Raw genomic sequence first — 18,917 nt, forward strand, 5'->3', positions numbered from 1 at the left:
AACTGGCACACTCAACGCTTTGATTCGCCCCCTTCGCGGAGATCACACCGATGTCGTTACGCACCCAGCTCGCTTCAGTGCTGTTGGCTTGCAGCTTCACGGCCGTTGCCGCCACCGAAGTCATCCCCCTGAATTACCGGACCAGCGACGACCTGATGCCCACCGTCAAATCGTTTTTGGGCGATGAAGGCACTGTGAATGCCTACGGCAATAAGCTGATCGTCAACGCCGAACCCGGCAAGATCAGCGAGCTGCGCGAGGTGCTGTCGCAGCTCGATACCGCGCCCAAGCGCCTGATGATCAGCGTCGACACCAGTGACAACACAGTACAGAACGATCAGGGCTATTCAGTGAACGGCACCGTACGCTCACAAAACGGCCGTGTTAGCGCCGACGGCAAGACCCGCATCATCAATTACGGCACGGCGAGTCGTGATGGCGGCGTGCAGCAGGTGCAGGCCAACGAAGGCACGCCCGCGCTGATCCAGGTGGGCCAGAGCGTCCCGATCACCAATGTACAGACCGACTCTTACGGCTACGCGCAAACCAACACGCAATATCGCAATGTCACCCGCGGGTTTTACGTGACCGCTTCGATCACGGGTGACATCGTTCACCTGAGCATCAGTACCAACAACGATCGCATGAGCCAGCAGCAGGCCGACGCCATCAAAGTCCAGAGCACCGATACGCAAGTCAGCGGGCGATTGGGCGAGTGGATCACCTTGGCTGGAGTCAGCGACCAATCCCGCGCAGACGAACAGGGCGTCACCCGCCGCTACTCGACCCAAGGCCGCGACGACATGACGCTGCGCGTCAAAGTCGACAGCCTGGATTGATCCTGACGAAACCATTCACCCTGCCGGAAATGAGCTTGTTCGGAAGAGTGCCCATCACACACTTGGATGTGTCTGACGCACCACAATCGCAAGCAAGCTCGCTCCTACAGATCTTCTGCTCGCTGACGTTGACGCTTTCAGGCTCTTCACCAGTGGCAAGCCGCGCTGCTACAGCTGCTTCAAACAGCCACCCTACACATTATGTAGTGCGCTGCTTCGCACTACATAATTCCTCCTGCCCGTGACCGCCCAGTCCCAGAAGGGCTGGCAGGTATCAGCACCCTTAAGCCCAAACCTGACCCATGAGTCGCATTAGACGAATCGTGTAGTGAGATAAAAATATCACTACAAAACGTTTGACGACGAAAAAAAGCCGAGGCATGATGGCCTCGTTCCCGTAAAAAGGAGGTTTTGCAGAAAGCCTCAAGATCGCGCTCGAACCCAACCAGATCGAGCCGTTTCGCGTCTTTTAAGCCCAAAAGGCCGTTTCATCGCTTCACTACCGTGAATGCGAACAGATACCCCGATTGCAACGCATGCTTTCCGATTTCGTGAGCACCCAAAAGTGCGCCCTGAAGAAACCTCAGGCGCTTACCAAACAACACGCTTTACCTCTAGACCCACAAGACCAAGCGACGAGGTTTACCCCATGGCACTGACACGCGAACAACACATTGCAGCCATCGAAAAAGACTGGGCCGAGAACCCACGCTGGAAAGGCGTGACCCGCACCTATTCTGCTGCTGACGTCGTCCGCCTGCGTGGTTCGATCCAGCCAGAACATACGTTTGCCAAACTGGGCGCTGAAAAACTCTGGAACCTGGTGACCCAAGGCGCGAAACCGTCCTTCCGTCCCGATAAAGACTTCGTCAACTGCATGGGTGCCCTGACCGGCGGCCAGGCCGTGCAGCAAGTGAAAGCAGGCATTCAAGCGATCTACCTGTCCGGCTGGCAAGTGGCGGCGGACAACAACTCGGCCGAGTCGATGTACCCCGACCAGTCGCTGTACCCGGTCGATTCGGTTCCCACCGTGGTCAAGCGCATCAACAATGCGTTCCGCCGCGCCGACCAGATCCAGTGGAAAGCCGGCAAGAACCCGGGCGACGAGGGCTACATCGACTATTTCGCACCCATCGTGGCTGACGCCGAAGCAGGCTTCGGCGGCGTTCTGAACGCTTACGAACTGATGAAAAGCATGATCGAAGCAGGCGCTGCCGGCGTTCACTTCGAAGACCAACTGGCGTCGGTGAAAAAATGCGGCCACATGGGCGGCAAGGTCTTGGTACCCACCCAGGAAGCCGTGCAGAAGCTGGTGGCTGCGCGCCTGGCGGCTGACGTCGCGGGTGTGCCGACCATCATTCTGGCGCGTACCGACGCCAACGCTGCAGACCTGCTGACCTCGGACTGCGACCCCTATGACAGACCCTTCGTAACGGGCACCCGCACGCCTGAAGGCTTTTACAAAGTGCGCGCCGGCCTGGACCAGGCCATTGCTCGTGGCCTGGCGTACGCGCCGTATGCCGATCTCATCTGGTGCGAGACCGCCAAGCCGGATCTGGACGAGGCGCGTCGCTTCGCTGAAGCGATCAAGAAGGAATACCCGGACCAGCTGCTGTCCTACAACTGCTCGCCATCGTTCAACTGGAAGAAGAACCTGGATGACGCCACGATCGCCAAATTCCAGCGCGAGCTGTCCGCAATGGGTTACAAGCACCAGTTCATCACCCTGGCGGGCATCCACAACATGTGGCACAGCATGTTCAACCTGGCCCACGACTACGCCCGTAACGACATGACCGCCTACGTGAAGCTGCAAGAGCAGGAATTCGCTGACGCCGCCAAGGGCTACACCTTCGTGGCGCACCAGCAAGAAGTGGGCACCGGTTACTTCGACGACATGACCACCGTGATTCAAGGTGGCCAGTCTTCAGTCACCGCACTGACCGGCTCCACCGAGGAAGAGCAATTCCACTGAGTGACGCCGCTTAACGCAAAGGCCGCCCACGCGCGGCCTTTGTTATGTCAGGGCGATTAATGTCCTACTCCGAGACTCGGTTATTTCCGATAGATAAGACGAATCGACTTGGATTGATTAATACAGATATCGCTAAAACCGCTTAATCTGATCGAAACTCCATCGCCAACTTGTCACTGTCCGGTGACACTCAGCCAATACAGTTTCAAATGATATTAATTATCATTTGATACGACGCTTTTTCATCCCCGATCACTTAAAACATAATTAATCAAATGAGCTGTAATGCCCGGCGTCAGCGGCCCGAAGCGGATGTTCCGTGACGTGGCTCATTAATCCTGTGAATAAATTTGATGTAGAAAATTTACTTGCCCCTGTTTTGCACATAAAATCTCGGGATTGATCGCTCTGCGACATATCGTCACTGCCTCTATCTCTTTTCAAGCTCAGAGACCTCTGCTCTCTGTTAAGGATTGCCAGCATGTCCGAATCGACAGGTTTGATTGCCCACAACTGGGGCTTCGCCATCTTCCTTTTGGGCGTCATCGGCCTCTGCGCTTTCATGCTGGGTCTTTCCAGTCTGCTCGGTTCCAAGGCCTGGGGCCGCAGCAAGAACGAACCATTCGAATCCGGCATGCTGCCTACAGGTGGCGCCCGCCTGCGGCTCTCCGCAAAATTCTATCTGGTCGCGATGCTCTTCGTGATTTTCGACATCGAAGCCCTCTTTCTGTACGCCTGGTCTGTGTCCGTCCGCGAAAGCGGCTGGACCGGCTTCGCCGAAGCTCTCGTTTTCATAGCAATTCTGTTGGCAGGTCTTGTCTACCTATGGCGGGTAGGGGCGCTCGATTGGGCTCCCGTTGGTCGTCGTAACCGGCAGGCGAAGCTAAAACAATGAGGCTTTGGCAATGCAATACAATCTCACCAGGATCGACCCCGATGCTCCTAACGAGCAGTATCCGATTGGCGAACGGGAAACCGTCTCCGATCCGTTAGAAGATCAAGTCCACAAAAACATCTTCATGGGCAAGCTCGAGGACGTACTGAGCGGTGCTGTCAACTGGGGTCGTAAAAACTCCCTTTGGCCGTACAACTTCGGTCTGTCCTGCTGCTACGTGGAGATGACCACCGCCTTCACGGCGCCTCACGATATCGCGCGGTTCGGCGCTGAAGTGATCCGGGCGTCACCGCGCCAGGCCGACTTCATGGTCATCGCCGGCACCTGCTTCATCAAGATGGCTCCGATCATCCAGCGTCTCTACGAGCAAATGCTCGAACCCAAATGGGTCATTTCCATGGGCTCGTGCGCCAACTCCGGTGGCATGTATGACATCTATTCCGTTGTGCAGGGCGTGGACAAGTTCCTGCCTGTGGATGTCTACGTGCCCGGCTGCCCGCCCCGCCCAGAGGCATTTCTGCAAGGCCTGATGCTGTTGCAGGAATCCATTGGTCAGGAGCGTCGTCCGCTGTCCTGGGTCGTCGGCGATCAAGGCGTTTATCGCGCCGAGATGCCGTCGCAAAAGGAACAGCGCCGCGAACAGCGTATCGCGGTGACCAACCTGCGCAGCCCCGACGAAGTCTGATCCAGCTTTCTTTACAAAAAGAAGCCTGAACCTGGGTTCATTCTGTACGTTGACCGATAGCGATCGAGACCTATGACTGCAGACACCGCTCTGTACATCCCGCCTTACAAGGCTGACGACCAAGACGTCGTCGTTGAATTGCATAACCGTTTTGGCGCCGATGCGTTCACCGCCCAATCCACCGTCACTGGCATGCCCGTGCTGTGGGTCGCGCGCGCCAAGCTGTTCGAAATCCTCACGTTCCTGCGCAACGTGCCCAAGCCGTACTCGATGCTGTACGACCTGCACGGCGTCGACGAGCGCCTGCGGACCAAGCGACGTGGCCTGCCGGACGCCGACTTCACGGTGTTCTACCACCTGCTGTCGGTAGAGCGTAACAGTGACGTCATGATCAAAGTGGCCTTGGCCGAGGGCGACCTCAGCGTGCCGACCGTCACCAGCATTTGGCCGAACGCCAACTGGTACGAGCGCGAAGTGTGGGACATGTTCGGGATCGACTTCCCGGGCCACCCGCATCTGAGCCGCATCATGATGCCGCCGACCTGGGAAGGTCACCCGCTGCGCAAGGACTACCCTGCCCGCGCCACCGAATTCGACCCGTACAGCCTGACGCTGGCCAAACAGCAACTGGAAGAAGAAGCTGCGCGCTTCCGTCCGGAAGACTGGGGCATGAAGCGTTCCGGCACCAACGAGGACTACATGTTCCTCAACCTGGGGCCGAACCACCCTTCCGCTCACGGTGCGTTCCGTATCGTGCTGCAACTGGACGGTGAAGAGATCGTCGACTGCGTACCGGACATCGGCTACCACCACCGTGGCGCCGAGAAGATGGCCGAGCGTCAGTCCTGGCACAGCTTCATTCCGTACACCGACCGTATCGACTACCTCGGCGGCGTAATGAACAACCTGCCGTACGTGCTCTCGGTCGAGAAGCTGGCGGGCATCAAGGTGCCCGAGAAGGTCGACGTCATCCGCATCATGATGGCCGAGTTCTTCCGCATCACCAGCCACCTGCTGTTTCTGGGTACGTATATTCAGGACGTCGGTGCGATGACCCCGGTGTTCTTCACCTTCACCGACCGCCAGAAAGCCTACACCGTGATCGAAGCCATCACCGGTTTCCGTCTGCATCCGGCCTGGTACCGCATTGGTGGTGTCGCCCACGACCTGCCGCGTGGCTGGGAAAAGCTGGTCAAGGATTTCGTCGAATGGCTGCCGAAACGCCTGGACGAATACACCAAGGCCGCGTTGCAGAACAGCATCTTGAAGGGGCGGACCATCGGCGTCGCGGCCTACAACACCAAGGAGGCCCTGTCGTGGGGCGTCACTGGTGCCGGGTTGCGTTCCACCGGTTGCGACTTCGATCTGCGCAAGGCGCGCCCGTACTCGGGTTACGAAAACTTCGAATTCGAAGTGCCGCTGGGCCACAACGGCGATGCCTATGACCGCTGCATGGTCCGCGTCGAAGAAATGCGCCAGAGCATCAAGATCATCGACCAGTGCCTGCGCAACATGCCGGAAGGCCCGTACAAGGCGGATCACCCGCTGACCACGCCGCCGCCGAAAGAGCGCACGCTGCAGCACATCGAAACCTTGATCACGCACTTCCTGCAAGTGTCGTGGGGCCCGGTCATGCCGGCCAACGAATCCTTCCAGATGATTGAAGCGACCAAGGGCATCAACAGTTATTACCTGACGAGCGACGGCGGCACCATGAGCTACCGTACCCGGATTCGCACCCCAAGCTACCCGCACCTGCAGCAGATCCCTTCGGTGATCAAAGGCAGCATGGTCGCGGACTTGATCGCGTACCTGGGTAGTATCGACTTCGTTATGGCCGACGTGGACCGCTAAGCATGAACAGCACGCTTATCCAGACAGACCGTTTCGCCTTGAGCGAATCCGAGCGCTCGGCCATCGAGCACGAAATGCATCACTACGAGGACCCGCGCGCGGCGTCCATCGAAGCCCTGAAGATTGTCCAGAAAGAACGCGGCTGGGTGCCGGACGGCGCCATCTACGCCATCGGCGAAGTGCTGGGTATCCCGGCCAGCGACGTTGAAGGCGTGGCGACGTTCTACAGCCAGATCTTCCGTCAGCCCGTGGGCCGTCACATCATCCGCGTCTGCAACAGCATGGTCTGCTTCATCGCCGGTCACGAAGACATCGTCGGTGAAATCCAGAGCAAACTGGGCATCGGCCTGGGCCAGACCACTGCCGATGGCCGCTTCACGCTGCTGCCGGCCTGCTGCCTGGGCAACTGCGACAAGGCGCCGGCGGTCATGATCGACGACGACACTTTCGGCAATCTGCAGCCCGCTGGCGTCGCCCAGCTGCTGGAGGGTTACGTATGACCATCACTTCCTTCGGCCCGGCCAACCTGATCCAGCGCACGCCGGAAACCCACCCGCTGACCTGGCGTCTGCGCGACGACGGCGAGCCCGTGTGGTTCGACGACTACGTGGCCAAAGACGGCTACGCTGCGGCGCGCAAGGCTTTCGCCCAGCAATCGCCTGACGAGATCGTGCAAGCGGTCAAGGATTCGGGGCTCAAGGGCCGCGGCGGCGCAGGCTTCCCCACCGGTGTGAAGTGGGGGCTGATGCCCAAAGACGAATCCCTGAACATCCGCTACCTGCTGTGCAACGCGGACGAGATGGAACCGAACACCTGGAAAGACCGCATGCTGATGGAGCAACTGCCCCATCTGCTGATTGAAGGGATGTTGATCAGTGCCCGCGCATTGAAAGCCTACCGCGGCTACATCTTCCTGCGTGGCGAGTACGTCACGGCTGCCAAGCACCTGAACCGTGCCGTCGCCGAAGCCAAGGCTGCCGGCCTGCTGGGCAAGAACATCCTCGGCACCGGCTTCGACTTCGAGCTGTTCGTCCACACCGGCGCCGGGCGCTACATCTGCGGCGAAGAGACTGCGCTGATCAACTCGCTGGAAGGACGTCGCGCCAACCCGCGTTCCAAGCCGCCCTTCCCTGCCGCCGTTGGCGTATGGGGCAAACCGACCTGCGTGAACAACGTCGAAACCCTGTGCAACGTCCCGGCGATCGTGGACAACGGCAACGACTGGTACAAATCCCTGGCCCGTGAAGGCAGCGAAGACCACGGCACCAAGCTGATGGGCTTCTCTGGCAAGGTGAAGAACCCCGGCATCTGGGAACTGCCATTCGGCCTGCCCGCTCGCGAGTTGTTCGAAGACTACGCGGGCGGCATGCGCGATGGCTTCAAGCTCAAATGCTGGCAGCCCGGCGGTGCCGGTACCGGTTTTCTGTTGCCTGAACACCTCGACTGCCAGTTCTACGCCGGTGGCGTGGCCAAGGTCGGCACCCGGATGGGGACCGGTCTGGCGATGGCAGTGGATGACAAGGTCAACATGGTCTCGCTGCTGCGCAACATGGAAGAGTTCTTCGCCCAGGAGTCGTGCGGTTTTTGCACCCCCTGCCGCGATGGCTTGCCATGGAGCGTGAAGATGCTGCGTGCCCTCGAGAAAGGCCAGGGTCAACCGGGCGATATCGAGACGCTGCTGGGGTTGGTCAACTTCCTCGGTCCAGGCAAAACCTTCTGCGCCCACGCACCGGGCGCGGTGGAACCTCTGGGCAGCGCGATCAAATACTTCAGATCTGAATTCGAGGCCGGCATCGCACCTGCGCGTGCGGGCGACCTCCGTCAGGTCAAGAGTCCGACGATAGCGGGCGCATAAAAAGACTGATCGGTCGATAGGCCCATCAGGCTATCGACCTTGCCACGGTTGCGCCTCACTGGCTGTTTGAACCGTGGCAGCACCGAGATTCCATTAGCCACGCCCGCTGACACCGGGCCAACGAAGAACTTTGAACCATGGCTACTATCCACGTAGACGGCAAAGCGCTCGAAGTCGATGGCGCAGACAACCTGTTACAGGCCTGTCTGTCGCTGGGGCTCGACATCCCTTATTTCTGCTGGCATCCAGCCCTTGGCAGCGTTGGCGCCTGTCGCCAGTGCGCGGTCAAGCAGTACACCGATGAGAACGACACCCGCGGTCGAATCGTCATGTCCTGCATGACCCCCGCCACGGACAACACTTGGATTTCCATCGATGACAAAGAGTCCAAGGCGTTCCGCGCCAGCGTCGTCGAATGGCTGATGACCAACCACCCCCACGACTGCCCGGTCTGCGAGGAAGGTGGTCACTGCCATTTGCAGGACATGACTGTGATGACCGGCCACAACGAGCGCCGTTATCGCTTCACCAAACGCACCCACCAGAACCAGGAACTGGGGCCGTTCATCGCACACGAGATGAACCGTTGCATCGCCTGCTATCGCTGCGTGCGCTTCTATAAAGACTACGCCGGTGGCACCGACCTCGGCGTATTCGGCGCCCATGACAACGTGTACTTCGGCCGCGTCGAAAGCGGCACGCTGGAAAGCGAATTCTCCGGCAACCTCACCGAGGTCTGCCCGACCGGTGTGTTCACCGACAAGACCCACTCCGAGCGCTACAACCGTAAATGGGACATGCAGTTCTCGCCGAGCATCTGCCACGGCTGCTCCAGCGGTTGCAACATCAGCCCCGGCGAGCGTTACGGTGAAATCCGCCGCATCGAGAACCGCTACAACGGTTCGGTGAACCAGTACTTCCTCTGCGACCGTGGCCGTTTCGGCTATGGCTACGTCAACCGCACCGATCGCCCACGCCAGCCGCTGCTCGCTCAGGGCAACGTCAAGCTGAGCCTCGATGAAGCGCTGGACAAGGCCGCCGACCTGCTGCGCGGTCGTAACATCATAGGCATCGGTTCGCCACGTGCCAGCTTGGAAAGCAACTTCGCGCTGCGCGAGCTGGTAGGTGCCGAGCACTTCTATTCGGGCATCGAAGCCGGTGAGCTGGAGCGGTTGCGTCTGGTCGCTCAAGTGCTGAAAGACAGCCCGCTGCCGATTCCGACCCTGCGCGAAGTCGAAGAACACGACGCCGTGTTCATCCTGGGTGAAGACGTCACCCAGACCGCTGCGCGTATGGCCCTCGGCCTGCGTCAATCGGTCAAGAACAAAGCCGAAGACATGGCCGCTGCGATGAAAGTCCAGCCATGGCTCGACGCTGCCGTGAAGAACATTGGTCAGCACGAACTGAACCCACTGTTCATCGCCAGCCTCGCTGACACCCGTCTGGACGACATCGCCGAAGAGTGCGTGCATGCCGCTCCCGACGATCTCGCCCGCATCGGTTTCGCCGTGGCGCACGCCATCGATCCAAGCGCGCCTGCAGTGCCCGGTCTGGACAACGAAGCGCTGGAACTGGCCGGTCGCATTGCCGACGCGCTGCTGGTGGCCGAGCGCCCGCTGATCGTGTCCGGTGCCTCGCTGGGCTCCAACGCGCTGATCGAAGCGGCTGCGAACATCGCCAAGGCGCTGAAACTGCGCGACAAGAACGGCTCCCTGAGCCTGATCGTGCCGGAAGCCAACAGTATGGGCCTGACCCTGTTCGGCGGCGATTCGGTCGATGCGGCGTTGGATCAGGTCATCTCGGGCAAGGCCGACGCCATCGTTGTGCTGGAAAACGATCTGTTCACCCGAGTGGACGCTGCCAAGGTCGATGCCGCCCTGAACGCCGCGAAAGTGGTGATCGTCGCTGACCATCAAAAGACCGCCACCACCGACCGCGCCGACCTGATCCTGCCAGCCGCCAGCTTCGCCGAAGGCGACGGCACGCTGGTCAGCCAGGAAGGCCGCGCCCAGCGCTTCTTCCAGGTCTACGATCCGACTTACCTCGACGCCAGCATTCAAATCCACGAAGGCTGGCGCTGGCTGCATGCCCTGCGCGCCACCCTCCTGAACAAGCCGGTGGACTGGACGCAGCTGGACCACGTCACCGAAGCCGTGGCCGCGAGCAATGTGCAACTGGCCGGTATCGTCGGTGCCGCGCCTTCCGCCGCATTCCGTATCAAAGGCCTGAAGCTGGCCCGCGAGCCGCTGCGCTACAGCGGTCGTACCGCCATGCGCGCCAACATCAGCGTGCACGAACCGCGGACCCCGCAGGACAAGGACACCGCGTTCTCGTTCTCGATGGAAGGCTACTCGGGCTCTGCCGAACCGCGCTCTCAGGTGCCGTTCGCCTGGTCGCCGGGCTGGAACTCCCCGCAAGCGTGGAACAAGTTCCAGGACGAAGTCGGTGGTCACCTGCGTGCGGGCGATCCGGGTGTGCGCCTGATCGAAAGCAGCGGCGACAAGCTGAGCTGGTTCGCAGCCGTGCCTCGCGCCTTCTCCCCTGCCCAGGGCACCTGGCAGGTAGTGCCGTTCTTCCACCTGTTCGGCAGCGAGGAAAACTCCTCGAAAGCCGCACCGGTTCAAGAGCGTATCCCTGAAGCCTACGTCGCACTGGCCAAGTCCGAAGCGGACCGCCTGGGCGTCAACGACGGTGCCTTGCTCAGCCTCAACGTTGCGGGTCAGACGCTGCGTCTGCCACTGCGCATCAACGAAGAGCTGGGCGCGGGTCTGGTGGCACTGCCATCGGGTCTGGCCGGCATTCCTCCGGCGCTGGCCGGGAAAACCGTTGAGGGTCTGCAGGAGGCAGCGCAATGACGTGGTTTACCCCTGAAGTGATCGACTCGATCATCGCGGTCCTCAAGGCCATCGTGGTGCTGCTCGCCGTGGTGGTCTGCGGCGCGCTGCTCAGCTTCGTCGAACGCCGTCTGCTGGGCTGGTGGCAGGACCGTTACGGTCCGAACCGCGTCGGCCCGTTCGGTATGTTCCAGATCGCTGCCGACATGCTGAAGATGTTCTTCAAGGAAGACTGGAACCCACCCTTCGTCGACAAGATGATCTTCACTCTGGCGCCGGTCGTGGCCATGAGTGCGCTGCTGATCTCGTTCTCGATCATCCCGGTCACCCAGACCTGGGTGGTCGCCGACCTGAACATCGGCCTGCTGTTCTTCTTTGCCATGGCCGGTCTGTCGGTCTACGCGGTGCTGTTTGCCGGTTGGTCGTCGAACAACAAGTACGCCCTGCTGGGCAGCTTGCGTGCCTCGGCGCAAACCGTGTCATACGAAGTGTTCCTGGGCCTGTCCCTGATGGGCATCATCGTGCAGGTCGGTTCGTTCAACATGGGCGACATCGTTCAGTATCAGGCCGATCACCTGTGGTTCATCATTCCGCAGTTTTTCGGCTTCTGTACCTTCTTCATCGCTGGCGTGGCCGTGACTCACCGTCACCCGTTCGACCAGCCGGAAGCGGAACAGGAACTGGCCGACGGTTACCACATTGAATACGCCGGCATGAAATGGGGCATGTTCTTCGTCGGTGAGTACATCGGCATCATCCTGATTTCGGCGTTGCTGGTGACCCTGTTCTTCGGTGGCTGGCACGGCCCGTTCAACATCCTGCCGCAACTGTCGTTCATGTGGTTCGTCCTGAAAACCGCGTTCTTCATCATGCTGTTCATCCTGCTGCGCGCTTCCATTCCGCGTCCGCGTTATGACCAGGTGATGGACTTCAGCTGGAAGTTCTGCCTGCCACTGACCCTGATCAATTTGCTAGTGACCGCTGCGGTCGTCTTGGCGGCTCAGTGAGGATTTGACCCATGTTCAAATATATCGGCGACATCGTTAAGGGTACGGGTACCCAGCTACGCAGCCTGATCATGGTCTTTGGCCATGGCTTCCGTAAGCGCGACACCCTGCAATATCCGGAAGAAGCGGTTTACCTGCCGCCGCGTTATCGGGGCCGCATCGTCCTGACCCGCGACCCCGACGGCGAAGAGCGCTGCGTGGCCTGCAACCTGTGCGCCGTGGCCTGCCCGGTCGGCTGCATCTCGCTGCAGAAAGCCGAGACCGAAGACGGTCGCTGGTACCCGGACTTCTTCCGTATCAACTTCTCGCGTTGCATCTTCTGCGGTCTCTGTGAAGAAGCCTGCCCGACCACCGCGATCCAGCTCACGCCGGATTTCGAAATGGCCGAGTTCAAGCGTCAGGATCTGGTGTACGAGAAGGAAGATCTGCTGATCTCCGGTCCCGGCAAGAACCCTGACTACAACTTCTACCGCGTTGCGGGGATGGCGATTGCTGGCAAGCCGAAAGGTGCTGCACAGAACGAAGCCGAGCCTATCAACGTCAAGAGCTTGCTGCCTTAAGGAAGAAAGATGGAATTCGCTTTCTATTTCGCATCCGGCATCGCTGTTGTAGCCACCCTTCGGGTGATTACCAATACGAACCCGGTGCACGCCCTGCTCTACCTGATCATCTCGCTGATCGCCGTGGCCATGACCTTCTTCAGCCTCGGCGCACCCTTCGCTGGCGCCCTGGAAGTGATCGCTTACGCGGGCGCCATCATGGTGCTGTTCGTGTTCGTGGTGATGATGCTGAACCTGGGCCCGGCTTCTGTTCAGCAGGAACGCGCCTGGCTCAAACCCGGTATCTGGCTCGGCCCGATCCTGCTGGGCGGCCTGCTGCTGGCCGAACTGCTGTACGTGCTGTTTGCCAACTCCACCGGTGCCGGCATCGGTCACACCACGGTGGACGCCAAGGCCGTCGGTATCAGTCTGTTCGGTCCGTACCTGCTGGTGGTCGAACTCGCGTCGATGCTGCTGCTCGCTGCAGCCGTGACGGCGTTCCATGTCGGCCGCAACGAGGCGAAGGAGTAACCCCATGCATGCACAAATTCCTCTGGAACACGGTCTGGCAGTCGCCGGCATCCTGTTCTGCCTCGGTCTGGCGGGCCTGTTGGTACGCCGCAACATTCTGTTCGTGTTGATGAGCTTGGAAGTGATGATGAACTCTGCCGCACTGGCCTTCGTCGTGGCGGGCAGCCGCTGGGCGCAGCCTGACGGTCAGATCATGTTCATTCTGGTGATCAGCCTTGCCGCCGCCGAGGCCAGCATTGGCCTGGCGATCCTGCTGCAGCTGTATCGCCGCTTCCACACTCTCGATATCGACGCTGCCAGCGAGATGCGCGGATGAACCTACTCTTTCTGACTTTCGTATTCCCTCTGATCGGCTTTCTGCTGCTGTCGTTCTCGCGCGGCAAATGGTCGGAAAACCTGTCAGCCCTGATCGGCGTCGGCTCCATCGGCCTCTCGGCCATTGTCGCCGCCTACGTGATCTGGCAATTCAACGTCACGCCGCCGGAAGGCGGTCATCTGACCCTGGTGCTGTGGCGCTGGATGTCGGTGGACGGCTTCGACCCGAACTTCGCCCTGTATGTCGATGGCCTGTCCATCACCATGCTCGGTGTCGTGGTCGGCGTCGGCTTCCTGATCCACCTGTTCGCATCCTGGTACATGCGCGGTGAAGACGGTTACTCGCGTTTCTTCTCCTACACCAACCTGTTCATTGCCAGCATGTTGTTCCTGATCCTGGGCGACAACCTGCTGTTCATCTACTTCGGTTGGGAAGGCGTGGGCCTGTGCTCGTACCTGTTGATCGGTTTCTATTACAGCAACCGCAACAACGGCAACGCGGCACTGAAAGCGTTCATCGTGACCCGCATCGGCGACGTGTTCATGGCCATCGGCCTGTTCATCCTGTTCCAGCAACTGGGCACCCTGAACATTCAGGAACTGCTGGTCCGTGCGCCTCAGCACTTCAAGGTCGGCGATTTCTGGATCGTGCTGGCGACCCTGATGCTGCTGGGCGGTGCGGTCGGGAAATCCGCGCAACTGCCGCTGCAAACCTGGCTGGCAGACGCGATGGCCGGTCCTACCCCGGTGTCGGCACTGATCCACGCCGCGACCATGGTGACCGCAGGTGTCTACCTGATCGCCCGTACCCACGGCCTGTTCGCCCTGGCGCCGGACATTCTGCACTTGGTTGGTATCGTCGGCGGAGTGACCCTGGTGCTGGCCGGCTTCGCAGCTCTGGTGCAGACCGACATCAAACGTATCCTGGCCTACTCGACCATGAGCCAGATCGGCTACATGTTCCTGGCGCTGGGTGTGGGCGCCTGGGAAGGCGCGATCTTCCACCTGATGACCCACGCGTTCTTCAAGGCCCTGTTGTTCCTTGCCTCCGGTGCGGTGATCGTTGCCTGCCACCACGAGCAGAACATCTTCAAGATGGGCGGCCTGTGGAAGAAACTGCCACTGGCCTACACCAGCTTCATCGTCGGCGGCGCGGCCCTGGCGGCACTGCCGATCCTGACCGCAGGCTTCTACTCCAAGGACGAAATCCTCTGGGAAGCCTTCGCCAGCGGCCATCAGTATCTGCTTTACGCAGGTCTGGTCGGTGCCTTCATGACCTCGCTGTACACCTTCCGCCTGATCTTCATCGCCTTCCACGGCGAAGCGAAGACCGACGCCCACGCCGGCCACGGGATTTCCCATTGGTTGCCATTGGGCGTGCTGATCGTGCTGTCGACCTTCATCGGTGCCTGGATTCATCCGCCACTGGCGGGCGTACTGCCAGAAAGCGCGGGGCACGCCGGTGGCGAAGCCAAGCACAGCCTGGAAATCGCCTCGGGCGCCATTGCCCTGGCCGGCATCCTGCTCGCCGCGCTGCTGTTCCTCGGCAAGCGTCGCGTGGTGACCGCCATCGCCAACAGCGGGCCGGGTCGCTTCCTGTCCGCCTGGTGGTTTGCGGCCTGGGGCTTCGACTGGGTGTACGACCTGCTGTTCGTCAAGCCTTATCTGGCGATCAGCCGTCTGTTGCGTGGCGATCCGCTCGACCACACGATCGGCCTGATCCCGCGTCTCGCCAAAGCCGGTAACACGCTGATGAGCCGCAGTGAAACCGGTCAGCTCCGCTGGTACGCCGCCTCGATCGCCGCAGGTGCCGTACTGGTACTCGGCGCGATCGTGCTGGCCTGATGAGTCGATCTGACATGAACCTTGCGACTTTGCGAAAGGAATTGAGCCCGTCATGATTCTGCCTTGGCTAATCCTGATCCCCTTCATCGGCGGCCTGCTGTGCTGGCAAGGTGAGCGCTTCGGCCCTACCCTGCCGCGCTGGATTGCGCTGCTGACAATGTCCCTCCTCACGGCCTTGGGCCTGTGGTTGTGGACCACCGGTACCTACAGCTACGCACCGGCGCCTGGCGCGGACCCGACCTGGGCCGTTGAATTCAAGGCTCAGTGGATCCAGCGCTTCGGCATCAGCGTGCACCTCGCGCTGGACGGCCTGTCGCTGCTTATGGTCCTCCTGACCGGCCTGCTGGGTATCCTCTCGGTACTCTGCTCCTGGAAAGAGATTCAACGGAACGTCGGCTTCTTCCACCTGAACCTGATGTGGATCCTGGGCGGCGTCGTCGGCGTGTTCCTCGCCATCGACCTGTTCATGTTCTTCTTCTTCTGGGAAATGATGCTGGTGCCGATGTACTTCCTCATCGCGCTCTGGGGTCACAGCTCGGCGGACGGCAAGAAGACCCGTATCTACGCCGCGACCAAGTTCTTCATCTTCACCCAGGCCAGCGGCCTGATCATGCTGGTGGCGATCCTGGGCCTGGTATTGGTGCACTTCAATCAGACCGGCGTGATCAGTTTCGCTTACGCCGATCTGCTGAAGACCAAACTGTCTCACGGCACCGAGTACATCCTGATGCTGGGCTTCTTCATCGCCTTCGCGGTGAAGCTGCCGATCGTGCCGCTGCACTCCTGGCTGCCTGACGCTCACGCCCAAGCCCCGACCGCAGGTTCTGTGGACCTGGCCGGCATTCTGCTGAAGACCGCTGCGTATGGTCTGCTGCGGTTTGCCCTGCCGCTGTTCCCGAACGCCTCGGCAGAGTTTGCGCCGATTGCGATGATCCTCGGCCTGATCGGTATCTTCTACGGCGCCTTCCTGGCCTTCGCCCAGACCGACATCAAGCGCCTGATCGCATTCTCCAGCGTTTCGCACATGGGCTTCGTGCTGATCGGGATCTACTCCGGCAGCCTGCAAGCGCTGCAAGGCGTGGTGATCCAGATGCTGGCGCACGGTCTGTCGGCTGCCGCGCTCTTTATCCTCAGCGGTCAGCTGTACGAGCGCACCCATACCCGGGACATGCGTGAAATGGGCGGCCTGTGGAACAAGATTGCGTATCTGCCGGCCATCAGCCTGTTCTTCGCTGCTGCGTCGCTGGGCCTCCCAGGCACCGGTAACTTCGTGGGTGAGTTCCTGATCCTGATCGGCAGCTTTGTCCATGCACCGTGGATCACGGCCATCGCCACGTCCGGTCTGGTGTTCGGTTCTGTCTACTCGCTGATCATGATCCACCGGGTGTACTTCGGCCCGGCCAAGACCGAGGACATCCTCAAGGGCATGGACGGTCGGGAATTGATCATGGTGCTCGGCTTGGCCGTGTTGCTGGTCCTGCTGGGTATCGCCCCGCAGCACATTCTCGACACTTCCACGGCGACCATGCATGGCGTGCAGCAATGGCTCGGCACCGCCTTCACTCAACTCGCTTCGGCCCGGTAAGAGCGCTATGGACCTGACGATTCAACACTTTATTGCGCTGGCGCCGTTGCTGATCACCAGCATCACCGTTGTAGTGGTGATGCTCGGGATCGCATGGCGTCGCAATCACTCGCAATCGTTCCTGCTGACCGTGGCGGGACTCAACCTGGCATTGCTGTCGATCTACCCGGCCCTCAAGGTCGCGCCGCTGGTGGTCACTCCCCTGCTGCAGATCGACAGCTTCGCCCTGCTGTACATCGGCATCATCCTGGTCTCGACCCTGGCCTGCGTCACGCTTGCTCATGCCTACCTGGGTGAAGGCAAGAGCGGTTACCCGGGCAACCGCGAAGAACTGTACCTGCTGATCCTGATGGCGGCAGCCGGAGCGATGGTCCTGGTGGCCGCGCAACACCTGGCCAGCCTGTTCATCGGTCTGGAGCTGCTGTCGGTGCCGGTCTACGGGCTGGTGGCGTACGCCTTCTTCAACAAGCGGTCGCTGGAAGCCGGTATCAAGTACATGGTGCTGTCGGCCGCCGGTTCCGCCTTCCTGCTGTTTGGCATGGCGCTGCTGTACGCCGACGCCGGCAGCCTGGGCTTCACGGAAATCGGCAAGGCTCTGGCGGCCACTGGTTTGCCAAGCCAACTGGCGAGCCTGGGTCTGGGCATGATGCTGATCGGCTTGGGCTTCAAGCTGTCGCTGGTGCCATTCCACCTGTGGACCCCGGACGTGTACGAGGGTGCACCCGGCCCGGTGGCGGCGTTCCTGGCCACAGCCAGTAAAGTGGCGGTATTTGGTGTGCTGGTTCGCCTGTTCCAGATCTCCCCTGCCGCTGCGGGCGGCGTGATGAGCGACGTGATGTCGGTCATCGCCGTGGCGTCGATCATCGTCGGCAACCTGCTGGCCCTGACCCAGAACAACCTCAAGCGTCTGCTGGGTTACTCGTCCATTGCGCACTTCGGCTACATGATGATCGCGATGGTCGCCAGCAAGGGCATGGCGGTCGAAGCCATCAGTGTGTATCTGGTGACCTACGTACTGACCAGCCTGGGCGCGTTCGGCGTGATCACTCTGATGTCGTCGCCCTACAGCGGTCGCGATGCCGACGCACTGTTCGAATACCGTGGTCTGTTCTGGCGCCGTCCATACCTGACCGCGGTGCTGACCGTGATGATGCTGTCGCTGGCCGGTATTCCGCTGACCACCGGCTTCATCGGCAAGTTCTACATCATCGCCACCGGCGTCGAGGCTCACCTGTGGTGGCTGACCGGTTCGCTGGTGATTGGTAGCGCCATCGGTGTGTTCTATTACCTGCGGGTGATGGTGACGCTGTACTTGCAAGACTCGAAGATCCAGCGCCACGACGCTCCGTTCAACTGGGCGCAGCGTGCGGGGGGTGTGATGCTGTTGGGGATTACGCTGTTGGCGTTCTTCCTCGGCGTGTATCCGCAGCCGCTGTTGACCTTGGTGCAGCACGCCGGGTTGTGATGGTTCGGTGAGATGTGAAAAAGCCCTGCTGATTAGCGGGGCTTTTTTATGGTTGGCTGGCGCTGGTCTCTAGGTGAAGATCCGTTATCGGTGGTGGCGCTTATATTGGTTCCACCCTTACGGCGGGTCACTTTTTCCAAGAGCCGAAAAAGTATCCAAAAAGACCCTGCTCCTGGTTTGGCCCTCCTTCGTCGGGTTCCCTCACTCCGGCGACACTCCGTGGGCCCGCGCCGAACGGACATCCATGTCCTTGCGGCGCTCTCGCGGCATCCATGCCGCTCGACCCACTCCGCGCCGCCTGCGTTCGGCCTGCACCCAAGTCGCGTTCGGCGGCGTCCGTTCGGTCGTGGGACAAGAGCAACAGCCGGAGCGGAACTGCGTCTTTTTGCACTCACACGTTTGCTGGATACACGCGATCACATGTAGGAGCCGCCGGAGGCACGACGGCAGCGAAGCGGTGTATCAGACAAATTATTTATCACCGACACACCGCTTTCGCTACCGTCATGCCTCCGGCGTCTCCTACAGGGGTAGCGTCAGGATTCGAATCCAGCGTTCACATCTGCATTTGCTTTTGATCTTGATCTTGATCTTGATCTTGCTTTCCTACGCGAAGGTCCAGACACCGCCGAACGCGACTTGGGTGCAGGCCGAACGCAGGCGACGCGGAGTGGGTCGAGCGGCATGGATGCC

15 protein-coding genes are annotated in these 18,917 nt (G+C 60.5%); all 15 read left to right on the plus strand.

The features are described from left to right. Window positions 1-50: 50 nt before the first annotated feature. Window positions 51-839, plus strand: coding sequence for a secretin N-terminal domain-containing protein (locus tag B3N48_RS13010; RefSeq protein WP_296184162.1), 789 nt, complete (start codon window positions 51-53; stop codon window positions 837-839). Between the two features lie 649 nt (window positions 840-1,488). Then, complete coding sequence (aceA, locus tag B3N48_RS13015; protein WP_296184164.1) at window positions 1,489-2,814, plus strand: isocitrate lyase; 1,326 nt, start codon at window positions 1,489-1,491, stop codon at window positions 2,812-2,814. Window positions 2,815-3,295: 481 nt separating this feature from the next. After that, window positions 3,296-3,709, plus strand: coding sequence for an NADH-quinone oxidoreductase subunit A (locus tag B3N48_RS13020; RefSeq protein WP_108239282.1), 414 nt, complete (start codon window positions 3,296-3,298; stop codon window positions 3,707-3,709). A 10-nt stretch (window positions 3,710-3,719) separates the two neighbouring features. Next, window positions 3,720-4,394: a NuoB/complex I 20 kDa subunit family protein gene (locus B3N48_RS13025; RefSeq protein WP_074755324.1), complete on the plus strand. Its 675-nt coding sequence runs from the start codon at window positions 3,720-3,722 to the stop codon at window positions 4,392-4,394. A gap of 72 nt (window positions 4,395-4,466) precedes the next feature. Beyond that, entirely contained in the window at window positions 4,467-6,248 is a 1,782-nt protein-coding gene (gene nuoC, locus B3N48_RS13030; protein WP_296184169.1) for an NADH-quinone oxidoreductase subunit C/D, read from the plus strand. Between the two features lie 2 nt (window positions 6,249-6,250). Further along, window positions 6,251-6,748, plus strand: coding sequence for an NADH-quinone oxidoreductase subunit NuoE (nuoE, locus tag B3N48_RS13035; protein ID WP_093466804.1), 498 nt, complete (start codon window positions 6,251-6,253; stop codon window positions 6,746-6,748). Beyond that, the gene (nuoF, locus tag B3N48_RS13040; RefSeq protein ID WP_296184171.1) at window positions 6,745-8,103 is read left to right on the plus strand and encodes an NADH-quinone oxidoreductase subunit NuoF; all 1,359 of its coding nucleotides are present in this window, start codon (window positions 6,745-6,747) and stop codon (window positions 8,101-8,103) included. The genes nuoE and nuoF overlap by 4 nt, the downstream gene beginning before the upstream one ends. 137 nt (window positions 8,104-8,240) lie before the next feature. Next, complete coding sequence (nuoG, locus tag B3N48_RS13045) at window positions 8,241-10,958, plus strand: NADH-quinone oxidoreductase subunit NuoG (RefSeq protein ID WP_296184173.1); 2,718 nt, start codon at window positions 8,241-8,243, stop codon at window positions 10,956-10,958. Further along, a complete protein-coding gene (nuoH, locus tag B3N48_RS13050) occupies window positions 10,955-11,944 on the plus strand; it encodes an NADH-quinone oxidoreductase subunit NuoH (protein WP_166594803.1) in 990 nt (329 codons plus the stop codon). The genes nuoG and nuoH overlap by 4 nt, the downstream gene beginning before the upstream one ends. A gap of 11 nt (window positions 11,945-11,955) precedes the next feature. Beyond that, on the plus strand, window positions 11,956-12,504 hold the full coding sequence (nuoI, locus tag B3N48_RS13055) for an NADH-quinone oxidoreductase subunit NuoI (RefSeq protein ID WP_062380730.1): 549 nt from the start codon (window positions 11,956-11,958) through the stop codon (window positions 12,502-12,504). A gap of 9 nt (window positions 12,505-12,513) precedes the next feature. Next, window positions 12,514-13,014 (plus strand): NADH-quinone oxidoreductase subunit J, encoded by a 501-nt coding sequence (gene nuoJ, locus B3N48_RS13060; protein ID WP_062380728.1) that lies wholly within the window; start codon window positions 12,514-12,516, stop codon window positions 13,012-13,014. A gap of 4 nt (window positions 13,015-13,018) precedes the next feature. Continuing rightward, window positions 13,019-13,330 carry an NADH-quinone oxidoreductase subunit NuoK gene (nuoK, locus tag B3N48_RS13065; RefSeq protein ID WP_120123429.1) on the plus strand — a complete coding sequence of 104 codons (312 nt, stop codon included), beginning with the start codon at window positions 13,019-13,021 and terminating at the stop codon, window positions 13,328-13,330. Continuing rightward, window positions 13,327-15,174, plus strand: coding sequence for an NADH-quinone oxidoreductase subunit L (gene nuoL, locus B3N48_RS13070; RefSeq protein ID WP_296184175.1), 1,848 nt, complete (start codon window positions 13,327-13,329; stop codon window positions 15,172-15,174). The genes nuoK and nuoL overlap by 4 nt, the downstream gene beginning before the upstream one ends. Window positions 15,175-15,226: 52 nt before the next feature. Next, the gene (nuoM, locus tag B3N48_RS13075) at window positions 15,227-16,759 is read left to right on the plus strand and encodes an NADH-quinone oxidoreductase subunit M (RefSeq protein WP_296184176.1); all 1,533 of its coding nucleotides are present in this window, start codon (window positions 15,227-15,229) and stop codon (window positions 16,757-16,759) included. A 7-nt stretch (window positions 16,760-16,766) separates the two neighbouring features. After that, on the plus strand, window positions 16,767-18,224 hold the full coding sequence (gene nuoN / locus B3N48_RS13080) for an NADH-quinone oxidoreductase subunit NuoN (protein ID WP_296184177.1): 1,458 nt from the start codon (window positions 16,767-16,769) through the stop codon (window positions 18,222-18,224). The last annotated feature ends 693 nt before the right edge of the window (window positions 18,225-18,917 follow it).

Source organism: Pseudomonas sp. UBA1879 (assembly GCF_002338065.1).
Taxonomy (GTDB): domain Bacteria; phylum Pseudomonadota; class Gammaproteobacteria; order Pseudomonadales; family Pseudomonadaceae; genus Aquipseudomonas.

Bases quoted from the DNA above. Each gene is read 5' to 3' on its own strand.
- B3N48_RS13010 (WP_296184162.1), top strand. From the start codon at position 51: ATGTCGTTACGCACCCAGCTCGCTTCAGTGCTGTTGGCTTGCAGCTTC.
- aceA (WP_296184164.1), top strand. From the start codon at position 1,489: ATGGCACTGACACGCGAACAACACATTGCAGCCATCGAAAAAGACTGG.
- B3N48_RS13020 (WP_108239282.1), top strand. From the start codon at position 3,296: ATGTCCGAATCGACAGGTTTGATTGCCCACAACTGGGGCTTCGCCATC.
- B3N48_RS13025 (WP_074755324.1), top strand. From the start codon at position 3,720: ATGCAATACAATCTCACCAGGATCGACCCCGATGCTCCTAACGAGCAG.
- nuoC (WP_296184169.1), top strand. From the start codon at position 4,467: ATGACTGCAGACACCGCTCTGTACATCCCGCCTTACAAGGCTGACGAC.
- nuoE (WP_093466804.1), top strand. From the start codon at position 6,251: ATGAACAGCACGCTTATCCAGACAGACCGTTTCGCCTTGAGCGAATCC.
- nuoF (WP_296184171.1), top strand. From the start codon at position 6,745: ATGACCATCACTTCCTTCGGCCCGGCCAACCTGATCCAGCGCACGCCG.
- nuoG (WP_296184173.1), top strand. From the start codon at position 8,241: ATGGCTACTATCCACGTAGACGGCAAAGCGCTCGAAGTCGATGGCGCA.
- nuoH (WP_166594803.1), top strand. From the start codon at position 10,955: ATGACGTGGTTTACCCCTGAAGTGATCGACTCGATCATCGCGGTCCTC.
- nuoI (WP_062380730.1), top strand. From the start codon at position 11,956: ATGTTCAAATATATCGGCGACATCGTTAAGGGTACGGGTACCCAGCTA.
- nuoJ (WP_062380728.1), top strand. From the start codon at position 12,514: ATGGAATTCGCTTTCTATTTCGCATCCGGCATCGCTGTTGTAGCCACC.
- nuoK (WP_120123429.1), top strand. From the start codon at position 13,019: ATGCATGCACAAATTCCTCTGGAACACGGTCTGGCAGTCGCCGGCATC.
- nuoL (WP_296184175.1), top strand. From the start codon at position 13,327: ATGAACCTACTCTTTCTGACTTTCGTATTCCCTCTGATCGGCTTTCTG.
- nuoM (WP_296184176.1), top strand. From the start codon at position 15,227: ATGATTCTGCCTTGGCTAATCCTGATCCCCTTCATCGGCGGCCTGCTG.
- nuoN (WP_296184177.1), top strand. From the start codon at position 16,767: ATGGACCTGACGATTCAACACTTTATTGCGCTGGCGCCGTTGCTGATC.